The sequence below is a fragment of the Streptomyces triticirhizae genome (assembly GCF_003696235.1).
Lineage (GTDB): Bacteria > Actinomycetota > Actinomycetes > Streptomycetales > Streptomycetaceae > Streptomyces > Streptomyces triticirhizae.
Genome location: NZ_RFFJ01000219.1, coordinates 1 through 9,279, shown reverse-complemented (window position 1 = coordinate 9,279; position 9,279 = coordinate 1). Strand labels below are relative to the sequence as shown.

Here is a 9,279-nt window from a genome sequence, read left to right as displayed (position 1 = left end):
GGAGCAGGAGCCGACCTGGCGGGCGGCGGCGCCGGCGCGGATCGCCGAGGCGGTCAAGCGGGCGCAGTCGCGGCCCTGGGGCAACTGGTATGTGGTGGGCGCGAGTTCGACGCTCGGGCGCGGACGCGCGCTGGGGCGCGTGGTGGGCGGCGTGGAGGTGGTGCTGTGGCGCGACGCTGAGGGGCGCCCGCACGCGGGGCCCGGCGCGTGCCCGCACCTGGGCGCCCCGCTGGCGGGGGCGCCGGTGTGCGCGGGCGCGGTGGTGTGTCCCTGGCACGGGCTGGCGTTGGACGGGACGCCGTTCGCCGGCTGGGTGCCGCTGCCGGTGGTGGACGACGGGACGCTGCTGTGGGTGCGGCTGGACGCGCTGGGCGGGGAGCCGCCGCTGCCGGCGCCGCCGGTGCCCCGACGCCCGCCGCGCGAGGGCGCGTTGACGGCCGTCTACACCGGTCTCGGCCGCTGCGAGCCGGAGGACGTGGTGGCCAACCGGCTCGATCCCTGGCATGGCGCCTGGCTGCATCCCTATTCCTTTGTCGACCTGCGGGTGCTGCCGCCGCCCGACGACGGTTCGGCGGGCGACGAGGAACGGCTGCTGGTGGAGGTCTCGTTCCGGGTGGCGGGGCGGCTGGTGGTACCGGTGCGGGCGGAGTTCAGCGCGCCCGGGCCGCGCACCGTGGTGATGCGGATCGTGGCGGGCGAGGGCGTCGGCTCGGTGGTGGAGACGCACGCCACCCCGCTGGGGCCCGACGCGGGTGGCCGGCCCCGCACCGCCGTGGTCGAGGCGGTGGTGGCGACCTCGCGCCGCCCGGGCTTCGCCCTGGCCCGCGCCTGCGCGCCACTGCTGCGCCCGGCGCTGCGCGCGACGGCGGCCCGCCTGTGGCGGGACGACCTCGCCTACGCGGAGCGCCGCTGGTGGCTGCGCGCCACGGGCCGCTGGCCGGGCTGAGCCGCCAACCCCCGTGCCACTCAGGGCAGTTGGACGAGGTGCATCCGGTACTCCTCGACGGCCGGCAGCCGGCGGCGCGCCAGGTCGGCCAGCATCGCGCGGTGCCGGGCTGGCAGCGCGTCGTGGACCGGCTGCGGCAGCGAGGTCAGGGTGTGGGAGGCCAGGACGCGGCTGCCTGGCACCCAGTCCGTGACGACCTCGATGTCGGCGCAGCCCCAGCGCAGCCTGGCCTCGACCCGGCTCAGCGCGTCGTGCTCGTCCTGGGCGGCGACCAGGCCCGGGGTGTTGGTGTCCAGGGCGAGCAGGGCGCCGGGCAGCCGTCCGGAGAGGCGCCGCAGCAGGTCGCGCACCTGGGCCTCGTCGAGGAACGGGAGCACCGCCTCGGCGGTGAACAGGTGCGGCCCGCCCGCGTGGTGGGCGATCTCGGCGAGCCAGCCGTCCTCGGTGACGGAGGCGGCGAGCGTGGTGCGGCGTGGGGTGTCGGCGAAGAACGCGCGGCGCAGGGCGATGACGTCGGGGAGGTCCAGGTCGAACCAGCGGGCCCGGCCGTTGTCGGTGCGCTCGAAGCGGGTGTTGAGGCCGGTGCCGACCTCCACCACGGTGCCCGTCGGGTGGCGGTCCAGGAAGTCCCGGGTCCAGTGGTCGAAGAGCAGGGTGCGCAGCACGGCCCCGGTGAGGCTGGGCAGTCCGTCGAAGCGGGCGAAGTCGTGGTCGATCGCCTCGACCAGCTCGACGGCGCGGGGGTCGGTGAGCGCGGGGTCGGGCCCGGCGTGTTCGACGGCCCGTCCGTAGAGCGGTATCAGCAGGGTCTCCTGGACGACGCCGAGGCGGGGGCGGACGCCCGGGCTGTGCCCGGGTCGTTCGGGGGCGGTCACCGCTCCTCCCGGAACAGCACGTGCCGGCGGACCACCGGATCGTACTTGCGCAGTTCGAGGCGGTCGGGGTCGTTCCTGCGGTTCTTGCGGGTCACATAGGTGTAGCCGGTGCCCGCCGTGGAGCGGAGTCTGATCACCGGGCGGATGTCGTCGCGAGCCATGCGCGCTACTATACGCAAACGGGAACCATGTTCAATAAGCGGTGGCTGTCTCCCGTGGCCCCGCGTGCCCACGAAGGAGACGAGCCCGTTGGCCGTGCCCAAGCGCAAGCTCTCGCGCAGCAACACCCGCCACCGCCGCGCCCGTTGGAAGGCGAGCACCCCCGACCTGGTGCCGATCACCGTCGACGGCCGCCGCCATCTGGTGCCCCGCAACCTGGTCCGCGCCTACCAGCGCGGCCTGTTGACGCCGAAGGACTGACCCGCGACGCCCCCGTCGCGCCCCAGGACACCCCCAACGCCCCAAGAAACCCCAGGGAAAGGAGCGGCCATGTCCGCCCACTGCCAACTCACCGGCCGCAGCCCGGCGTTCGGCAACCGCATCTCCCACTCCCACCGGCGCACCAGGCGCCGGTTCAACCCCAACATCCAGCACAAGCGGTACTGGCTGCCCAGCGAGAACCGGTTCGTCCGGCTCACCCTCAGCGCCAAGGGCATCAGGACCGTGGACGCCATCGGCATCGAGCGGGCGGTCGCCCGCATCCGGGCCCGTGGCGAGAAGATCTGACGACCATCCGAGAAGGACGAACCACCGTGGCCAAGGCCAGCAAGATCGCCAAGAACGAGCAGCGCAGGGAGATCGTCGCGCGCTATGCCGCCCGGCGCGCGGAGCTGAAGGAGACCATCCGCAGCCCGCTCAGCACCCCGGAGCAACGGGAGGCCGCGCAGCGGGAGCTGCGGCGGCAGCCGCGTGACGCCAGCGCGGCCCGGGTGCGCAACCGGGACAGCGTGGACGGCCGCCCGCGCGGCCATCTGCGCGCCTTCGGGCTGTCCCGGATCAACCTGCGCCGGATGGCGCACGCCGGGGAGCTGCCCGGCGTCACCAAGTCGAGCTGGTGAGCGCCGTGCCCCGACACCCCCGCAGGGGCGGGGACCGCCCGCCCCGCCCCAACCCGCTGGTCGCGGCGGGCATCACGCACATCGACTACAAGGACGTCGACCTGCTGCGGAGGTTCATCTCCGACCGGGGGAAGATCCGCAGCCGCCGGGTCACCCGGCTGACCGTCCAGCAGCAGCGGGAGATGGCCAGGGCGATCAGGAACGCCCGCGAGATGGCGTTGCTCCCCTACCCGACCACCCCGCGGACGCCCCGCTGAGGCCCCGCTCAGGCCCGCTAACGCCGACGGCCCGGCGCCCCGAACTCGTCGGGGGCGCCGGGCCGTTGACGCGAGGGGCCGGCGCGGCGGCTCAGCGCCGCAGTTCGCGCAGATACGCGCCGAAGTGCTCGGCGCCGTCCACGATGCGCGGGCCCGAGATGGCCTCGTTGTAGTCGAGGATGTGGAAGTTCCGCTCGCGGACCGCCGTCACCTCGGCCAGGGCCGGCGAGGAGGTGAGGAAGTCGATCTTCTCCTCGGCCGGCTGGTCGCCGTAGTCGAGGATGACGATCACCTCGGGGTCGGCCTCGATGACCGGCTCCCAGCCGACCGAGGTCCAGCGCTCGGTGAGGTCGGCGAAGATGTTGCGCCCGCCGGCGATCTCGATGATCTCGTTGGGCGGCGCCTGGTTGCCCGAGGTGAACGGCTGCTCGGTGCCCGAGTCGTAGAGGAAGACGCGCGGCGGCCGGCCCTCGGGCGCGCTCTCCCGCACCGCCTCGACCCGTTCCCGCAGCCCGGCGACCACCTCGGCCGCGCGGTCCTCCACGCCGAAGATCTCGCCCAGCCGCTCCAGGTCGGTGTAGAGGCCGTCGAACGGGGTGACGCGGAAGGGGTGTCCGGGGTAGTTGTAGCAGGTCTCGCTGTGCAGGAAGCTCTGGATGCCCAGGTCGTCCAGGATCTCCGGGGTGATGCCGCGCTCGTCGCTGAAGCCCGACTGCCAGCCCGCGACGACGAGGTCGGCCCGTTCGTCGACGACCAGCTCCCGGTTGAGCAGGTCGTCGCTGAGCATCTCGACCCGCGCGTACTCCTCGGCCCAGGGCGACTCCTCGACCGGCGGGTTGGCGGGCGGCATCACATAGCCGTGCACCGCGTCGGTCAGCCCCAAGACGAACAGCTTGTCCGCGCTGCCCGCCTCGTAGACCACGGCCCGCTCGGGCCTGCGGTACTCCACCTCCTCCCCGCAGCGCGCCACGGTGGTGGTCTCCGCGTCGCCGCCGGAGTCGTCGGCGACCTCGGCGCCACAGCCGGCGAGCAGCAGCGTGGCGGCCACGGTCGGGGCGAGGGCGGTGCGGCAACGGCGTGCGTTCATGGGCGGGTTCCTCGTGTTCGGTGGGTGGGCCTCGGGGGCCCTGGGGACTCGGGCGGCAGGGTGTAGAGCAGCTGCGGGTCCCCGGTGAGCGGGTGGGGCACGACGGTGGCGGCCACTCCGAAGACCCGCTCGACCAGTTCGGCGGTGAGCACCTCGGCCGGCGGGCCGACCGCCACCAGGGCGCCGGCGTCCAGCACGGCGATCCGGTCGCAGACGGCGGCGGCCAGGTTCAGGTCGTGCAGCACGACCAGCACGGTCAGTTCGGGGTCGCGCAGCAGGCGCAGCAGCGCCACCTGGTGGCGGATGTCGAGGTGGTTGGTCGGCTCGTCCAGCACCAGCAGCCCGGCCTCCTGGACCAACGCCCGCGCGGCGAGCACCCGTTGCCGTTCCCCGCCGGAGAGGGTGAGCACGCCGCGGTCGGCCAGGTGCGCGACGTCCAGGCGGCGCATGGCGTCCCGGCACAGCGCCCGTTCCCGCGCGCCGAGCGTCTGGTTGCCGCGCAGGTGCGGGGTGCGGCCGAGGGCGACGACCTCCTCGACGGTGAAGTCCATCTCCGTCCCGCTCTCCTGGGTCAGCGCGGCGACGCCGCGCGCGCTCTCCCGCAACGACAGCGTGGACAGCTCGCGTTCGCCCAGCCAGACGGTGCCGCCGGTGGGGCGCAGCGCGCGGTAGACGCAGCGCAGGGCGGTGGACTTGCCGCTGCCGTTGGGCCCGACCAGGCCCACGACCTCCCCGGCCCCCACCGCGAGGGACAGCGCCCGCACCAGCGTCGCGTCGCCGACCTCGACGGAGAGCGCGTCGAGCCTGAGCATCTCCCGGGCCCCTTCCGGGCGTTCCGGACGTTCCGGGCGTTCCGGGCGTTCCGCTTCGGGGGGCGCCATCTCAACGGCCCCCGAAGAGGTAGCCCCGCCGCCGCATCAGGGTGATGAAGACGGGCACCCCGACCAGCGCCGTGATCACGCCGAGCGGCAGCTCGCGGGGTGCGGCGAGGGTGCGGGCCAACAGGTCGGCCCAGACCATGAACACGGCGCCGAGCAGCGGCGCGACCAGCAGCACCCGGACATGGCGGGCGCCGACCACGATCCGCGTCAGATGGGGAACGATCAGCCCGACGAAGCCGATGGCGCCGCTGACCGCGACGATCGCCCCGGTCATCAGCGAGGTCAGCGCGAAGAGCCGGCGGCGCAGCGCGGTGGTGTCGACGCCGAGGCTGGCGGCGGTCTCGTCGCCGAGCGCCAGCACGTCCAACGACCGGCTGGCGCGGTGCAGCACGACGACGCCGAGCAGCACGGTGGCCGCCACGGCCGGCAGCGTGCCCCACGTGGCGGCGCCGAGGCCGCCCATCGTCCAGAACAGCACGGTGTGGGTGGCCTCGCCGTCGGGCGCCAGATAGACCAGCACGCTCATCAGCGCCTGGAAGCCGTAGGCCAGCGCGATCCCGGTGAGCACCAGCCGCAGCGGGGTGAGCCCGGCGCGGCTGTAGGAGGCGAGGTAGACGAGCGCCGAGGCGGCCAGCGCGCCGGCGAAGGCGCCGGCGGAGAGCGCGTAGATCCCCAACGAGCCGAGGAGGCCGACGGTCAGCACCGCCACCGCGCCGACCGAGGCGCCGGAGGAGATGCCCAGGACGAACGGATCGGCCAGCGCGTTGCGGACCAGCGCCTGCACGGCCACCCCGATCGCGCTGAGCCCGGCGCCGACGACCACGGCCAGCAGCACGCGCGGGGTGCGCACCTGCCAGACGATCTGGTAGCGGGTCACCTCGTCGGCCGCGATGGTGCCGCCGCTGACCGCCGCCCACAGGTAACGGGCGGTGTCCGCCGGGGAGATGACGGCCGAGCCCCAGCCGATGGCGAGCAGGGCCGAGGCCGCGAGCAGCACCGCCAGCCCGGCGACCGGGAGAACGGAGCCCCGGCCGGCGGGCGGCTCGGGGACGGCCTCCGCCGGCTCCGGCGCGGGGCCGGCCGCCAGGGGGAGGCGAGCGGGAGGTGAGACCATGCCGAGGAACGATAGACATACTGGTAATCATTTTCAACTGAGCCGGAGTGAGCCGCCCGAGGTCAGCGGGCGTCCGTGGTGCGCAACGTGAGGATGCGGACGCTCCGTTCGCCGGCGTGCGGGTCACGGCCGTGCCAGCAGCGGTAGTTGTCCAGCAGCAGGATCTCGCCGGCGGCGGGCGTGAAGCGCGGCAGCCGCTCCTCGGCCGCCAGGACCCGGGCCTCCAGGCGGGCCAGCCACGCGCGGACGCGCTCGGCGTCGGGGTCGCGGTGCAGCGGCACGGCGCCCTCGGTGCGGCGCACCACCCGGCGCCCGCTCCGGGTGAACTCCACATGGCGGGCGACGCGCGGGCGGGCCGGCAGCCCGCGCAGCCCGGCCCAGCCGCCGTAGAGGTCCACGTCCACGCCGGTCAGGAACGTGTGCAACGCCGGGTCCTCGGCGGCCAGTTGGTCGACAAAGCGACAGGCGTCCAGCACGAACGAGGCGCCGCCGGACGGCGCGGGCGCGAGGCACTGGACCAGCACATGGTCCTCGTCGGGGTGGCGCCGGCGGGTGGGCACCCCGCCGATGTCCACGACGAGATCCAGGCTGTCGGCGTGCAGCCGGACCGGGCCGCCGTCCCGCGAGGTCCGTTCGCGCAGCGGGTACAGCTCCCGCAGCCGCGCCCCGAGCACGGTCGCCGCAGCGACCACCAGCGCGTCGGCCGTCGCCTCCGCACCGGTGAGCAGCACGGCGCCGTCCCGGGCGAGCGCGTGCGCCGCGTCGGCGGGGCGCGCGAGGGGAACGCGCTCCGGGCGGACGCCGCAGGCGCGGTCGGGGGCGGCGCGGGTGTCGGCGGCCGGGGCGTGGTCAACGGGCATGGGGGCGGGCTCCTTTCGCGTCGGGGGCGCCCGGCGCTCGGCGGCCGGGCGTCCTCGCCGCGCATCCTAGATGAAAATGGTTCCCGATACCGGGTATGCTCCGTGGAAACGATTTTCGTTTTGTAGCGTGAAACCCGCACGCATCGCGGACCGCAGGAGTTATCCGGAGAAGGAGCACGACACCGACATGACCACCCGCATACGCCCGAGACGGCGGCACGCCGTGGCGGGCCTGATGGCCGCCGCCCTGCTGGCGGCGGGCGCCACCGGCAGCGCACAGGCCGCCGATCCGCTCGTTCTCGACCACGGCCACATCGACGCGTTCCATGTCGCCGTGGAGGAGGGCACGTTGGTCCTCGACCTCGCCGAGGACGTCACCGGCTCGCATGTCCGGCACGCGCCCGAGGACGTGCTGCTGCACGTGAGGCAGGACGCCTGGGTCGCCGACATCCCCGAGGCGTACCCCGGCGCCCCGGCCGGCTATGTGCTGCCGCTGACCCAGGACCCGAACCTCATCTGGCCCGGCTGGGACACCAACGGCACCGCCGGCAGCGGCTACACCGACGTGGAGATCGACATCACCTCGGTCGAGGGGCCCGGCGAGGTCTTCCTCTACACGCTGACCGGCTTCGGCACGGTGACCTCGCTGTTGGAGGACGGCGGCCACCAACTCCCGGGCACGCTGCGGGAGGAGACCCCCTCGCACACCCACGCGCAGTGGACGTTCACCGAGCCCGGCACCTACACCCTCACCGCCGAGGCCACCGCCACCAACCCCGACAGCGGCCGGTCGCTGACCAGCGACGCCGCGACCTACACCTTCGCGGTGGGCGAGCGTCAGGAGCCCGACCCTGAGCCGACCGCCCTGTCCATCGAGGGGCTGGCGGACCACTACCACACCGGCGACGCCGTGGAGTTGACGGCCGTGCCGAACGCCCCGACCGAGCTGGACCACTACCACTGGTACACCCGGGACTCCGCCGACGCGGCGTGGGAGGCCGCCGAGGGCGGCGACGGCGCGCGGTACTCGGGCACGGCCGAGGTCGACGGGCAGCAGCTGCGGGCCGAGCTGCTGGGCGAGGACCACGAGGTGGTCGCGGCCTCCGAGCCGGTGACCGTGCGCATCGACGACCACGGGGGCGGCGAGGACTCCGGCGGGACCGGGGACGACGCGGGCGGCGCGGCCGGCGGCGACACGGGCGGCTCGGGCGGCAACGCCTCGGGCGGCGACGGCGGTTCGGGCGACGACGGCGGCGCGGCCTCCTCGACCGGAGGGGACTCCGGCGGCGACGCCGGCGGGTCCGCCGCGGACGGCGGGACGAGTGGCGGCTCCTCGACCGGGGGCGGTGGTGACGGGGAGCCGCGGTGCTTCCCCGTGGAGGAGGAGCGCGAGGTGCCCGCCGAGCGGGGCGAGGCGCTGGTGCTCGACCACGGGCACATCGACGCGTTCAACGTGCTGACCGAGGGCGGGGACCTGGTCCTCAACCTCAAGGAGGACGTGACGGGCAGCCATGTCGCCCACGCGCCCGAGGACGTGGTGCTGCACGTCAAGCCCGAGGCGTTCACCGAGGAGATCCCCGAGGGCTACCCGGGCGCGCCCGCCGGCTATCTGCTGCCGCTGACCCAGGACCCGAACCTCATCTGGCCCGGCTGGGACACCAACGGGGTGGCCGGCGGCGACCACACCGACGTGGAGATCGACATCACCTCGGTCGAAGGACCCGGCGAGGTCTTCCTCTACACGACCAACACCTTCGGCGGGGCCGTTCCGATCCTGGAGGGTGGCGACCTCGACCTGCCCGGCACGATCCGCGAGGCGACCCCGGCGCACACCCACGCCCAGTGGACGTTCACCGAGCCCGGCACCTACACCCTCACCGCCGAGGCCACCGCCACCGACCCCGAGACCGGTGAGTCGCTGACCAGCGACGCCGCGACCTACACCTTCGCGGTCGGGGACGCGCCCGACGGCCTCGCCGCGCGGGGCGGGACCAGCACCGAGACGGTGACCGTGGGCCGGACCGCCGACGGCGAGGAGTGCGCGCTGCCCGACGGCCAACTCGGCGGCCGCGACGGCCGGTTGGCCAGCACGGGCGGCGGCGTTCCCCCGCTGCTGGTGGGCGGGGCCGGCGCGGCCCTGCTGGCCGGAGGGGCCACCGCGCTGCTGATCGCCCGGCGCCGCCTGGCGGCCCGCGCCTGAG

General features: G+C 74.7%; 12 protein-coding genes. 6 read left to right on the top strand and 6 right to left on the bottom strand.

The features are described 5' to 3' along the window. Window positions 1-946: DUF5914 domain-containing protein (locus EBN88_RS25905; RefSeq protein WP_147472848.1), on the top strand; the 946-nt coding region annotated here is incomplete at its 5' end. Between the two features lie 20 nt (window positions 947-966). On the opposite strand, the gene EBN88_RS25900 is transcribed toward EBN88_RS25905, so the two are convergent. Together EBN88_RS25900 and rpmG are read right to left on the bottom strand one after the other, a co-directional pair. Beyond that, on the bottom strand, window positions 967-1,821 hold the full coding sequence (locus tag EBN88_RS25900; protein ID WP_122399479.1) for a class I SAM-dependent methyltransferase: 855 nt from the start codon (window positions 1,819-1,821) through the stop codon (window positions 967-969). Then, window positions 1,818-1,982, bottom strand: coding sequence for a 50S ribosomal protein L33 (gene rpmG / locus EBN88_RS25895; RefSeq protein WP_122399478.1), 165 nt, complete (start codon window positions 1,980-1,982; stop codon window positions 1,818-1,820). The genes EBN88_RS25900 and rpmG overlap by 4 nt, the downstream gene beginning before the upstream one ends. Before the next feature lie 88 nt (window positions 1,983-2,070). Here rpmG and rpmF point away from each other — a divergent pair, with 88 nt between their 5' ends. From rpmF to rpsR, 4 genes are all read left to right on the top strand, one after another. Beyond that, a complete protein-coding gene (gene rpmF, locus EBN88_RS25890; protein ID WP_122399477.1) occupies window positions 2,071-2,241 on the top strand; it encodes a 50S ribosomal protein L32 in 171 nt (56 codons plus the stop codon). Window positions 2,242-2,310: 69 nt separating this feature from the next. Continuing rightward, entirely contained in the window at window positions 2,311-2,547 is a 237-nt protein-coding gene (gene rpmB / locus EBN88_RS25885; RefSeq protein WP_122399476.1) for a 50S ribosomal protein L28, read from the top strand. Between the two features lie 26 nt (window positions 2,548-2,573). Then, a complete protein-coding gene (rpsN, locus tag EBN88_RS25880; protein ID WP_122399475.1) occupies window positions 2,574-2,879 on the top strand; it encodes a 30S ribosomal protein S14 in 306 nt (101 codons plus the stop codon). Window positions 2,880-2,884: 5 nt separating this feature from the next. After that, entirely contained in the window at window positions 2,885-3,136 is a 252-nt protein-coding gene (rpsR, locus tag EBN88_RS25875) for a 30S ribosomal protein S18 (protein ID WP_122399480.1), read from the top strand. Between the two features lie 91 nt (window positions 3,137-3,227). Here rpsR and EBN88_RS25870 read toward each other — a convergent pair whose 3' ends face one another. From EBN88_RS25870 to EBN88_RS25855, 4 genes are all read right to left on the bottom strand, one after another. Further along, window positions 3,228-4,223 carry an ABC transporter substrate-binding protein gene (locus tag EBN88_RS25870; RefSeq protein WP_122399474.1) on the bottom strand — a complete coding sequence of 332 codons (996 nt, stop codon included), beginning with the start codon at window positions 4,221-4,223 and terminating at the stop codon, window positions 3,228-3,230. Beyond that, on the bottom strand, window positions 4,220-5,035 hold the full coding sequence (locus tag EBN88_RS25865; protein ID WP_122399473.1) for an ABC transporter ATP-binding protein: 816 nt from the start codon (window positions 5,033-5,035) through the stop codon (window positions 4,220-4,222). Before EBN88_RS25865 ends, EBN88_RS25870 begins: the two co-directional genes overlap by 4 nt. A 70-nt stretch (window positions 5,036-5,105) precedes the next feature. Next, a complete protein-coding gene (locus EBN88_RS25860) occupies window positions 5,106-6,218 on the bottom strand; it encodes a FecCD family ABC transporter permease (RefSeq protein ID WP_122399472.1) in 1,113 nt (370 codons plus the stop codon). Window positions 6,219-6,280: 62 nt separating this feature from the next. Then, window positions 6,281-7,078 carry a TauD/TfdA family dioxygenase gene (locus tag EBN88_RS25855; RefSeq protein WP_122399471.1) on the bottom strand — a complete coding sequence of 266 codons (798 nt, stop codon included), beginning with the start codon at window positions 7,076-7,078 and terminating at the stop codon, window positions 6,281-6,283. 127 nt (window positions 7,079-7,205) lie between these two features. Between EBN88_RS25855 and EBN88_RS25850 the strand changes: the two genes are divergently transcribed. Beyond that, a complete protein-coding gene (locus EBN88_RS25850; protein ID WP_158621531.1) occupies window positions 7,206-9,278 on the top strand; it encodes a choice-of-anchor M domain-containing protein in 2,073 nt (690 codons plus the stop codon). Window position 9,279: the final 1 nt, after the last annotated feature.

Coding starts and splice junctions, on each gene's coding strand:
- rpmG (WP_122399478.1), bottom strand. CDS start 1,982: ATGGCTCGCGACGACATCCGCCCGGTGATCAGACTCCGCTCCACGGCG.
- rpmB (WP_122399476.1), top strand. CDS start 2,311: ATGTCCGCCCACTGCCAACTCACCGGCCGCAGCCCGGCGTTCGGCAAC.
- EBN88_RS25870 (WP_122399474.1), bottom strand. CDS start 4,223: ATGAACGCACGCCGTTGCCGCACCGCCCTCGCCCCGACCGTGGCCGCC.
- EBN88_RS25865 (WP_122399473.1), bottom strand. CDS start 5,035: ATGCTCAGGCTCGACGCGCTCTCCGTCGAGGTCGGCGACGCGACGCTG.
- EBN88_RS25860 (WP_122399472.1), bottom strand. CDS start 6,218: ATGGTCTCACCTCCCGCTCGCCTCCCCCTGGCGGCCGGCCCCGCGCCG.
- EBN88_RS25855 (WP_122399471.1), bottom strand. CDS start 7,078: ATGCCCGTTGACCACGCCCCGGCCGCCGACACCCGCGCCGCCCCCGAC.